This window comes from Albidovulum aestuarii (assembly GCF_029961185.1).
In the GTDB taxonomy this organism is placed as follows: Bacteria; Pseudomonadota; Alphaproteobacteria; order Rhodobacterales; family Rhodobacteraceae; genus Albidovulum; species Albidovulum aestuarii.
Window position 1 is genome coordinate 1 of the sequence record NZ_JASBQQ010000025.1, and the last position, 1183, is coordinate 1183.

A 1183-nucleotide genomic window follows, 5' to 3' on the forward strand; every position below is an offset into this window, starting at 1 on the left:
AAGGGCGCAACGCTCGCAAGACAAAGCGACCTCGACGCCCTGTTCCTCTTGCGCGATGATGATACCAGCGCAAGGGGCGTGGGAGTCGGACGACTATTTTCCGAGGAACCAGCGGCAATCGCCTCAGCCGAGAGGAGATGAGCCGCATGGAAACGACCCGGGCCGATCGCTTCAAGACCGCTATCCTGCTCATTGCCGCGACCGGCTTGACAGTGGGACTCGCATTCCACTTCACCGGCCGGCCCGACATAGCGAACCTGATCTGGATCGCCGGCGTTGTTCCGGCGCTCGCCGCGCTCTTGGTTGAGATTTTTGGCAGCATCGGGCGCGGTGAAATCGGTCTGGACGTTGTTGCTGCGCTGTCCATGTCGGCGGCACTTGTCTTCGGCGAGACCCTCGCCGCGGCGGTGGTCGCTGTGATGTATTCCGGCGGCACCTTACTCGAAGCCTTCGCCGAAGGCCGTGCCCGCCGTGAAATGCACGACCTGCTGTCCCGAGTGCCGCGGACCGCGACCCGGCACCGCAATGGTGGGCTGGAGGAAGTCCCGCTCGACCAGATCGCCCCCGGCGACCGTTTGCTGATCCGGCAGGGCGACGTGGTGCCGGTGGACGGCACGGTGGCGTCCGAGGCGGCCTTCGTCGACACCTCGGCGTTGACCGGCGAGTCCCTTCCGGTGCGCCTAGCGCACGGCGCCGACGCCATGAGCGGCTCGACCAACGCGGGCGAGGCGTTCGATCTGACGGCAACGCGAGAAGCTAAGGATAGCACCTATGCCGGGATCGTTCGGCTCGTGGAGGCGGCGCAGGCGTCCAAGGCGCCCATGTCGCGGCTGGCCGACCGCTGGTCACTGGGATTTCTTGCGGTCACCGTGATCATCGCCTTCGCGGCTTGGTGGTTCACCGGCGATCCGATCCGGGCGGTTGCCGTGCTGGTCGTCGCCACGCCCTGTCCCCTGATCCTCGCCGTGCCGGTCGCGCTGGTCGCCGGCCTGTCGCGCGCCGCGCATTTCGGAGTGCTAATCAAAGGCGCAGGACCGCTCGAGACGATGGCGCGCATCCGAACGCTGATCCTCGACAAGACCGGCACACTGACGGACGGCCGACCTCAAATCGTGTCGATCGACAGCCACGACGGCATGGCGGAGGACGACATCCTGTGCGTTGCCGCTGCGCTCGACCAGGC

The 1183-nt window shown here is 66.5% G+C and carries 1 protein-coding gene; it reads left to right on the forward strand.

Features of this window, described 5'->3' with window-relative positions; translation table 11 throughout:
* Window positions 1-146: 146 nt before the first annotated feature.
* Window positions 147-1183 (forward strand): HAD-IC family P-type ATPase (locus QKW60_RS20975; protein WP_282371661.1); only part of this gene is annotated, 1037 nt, incomplete at its 3' end.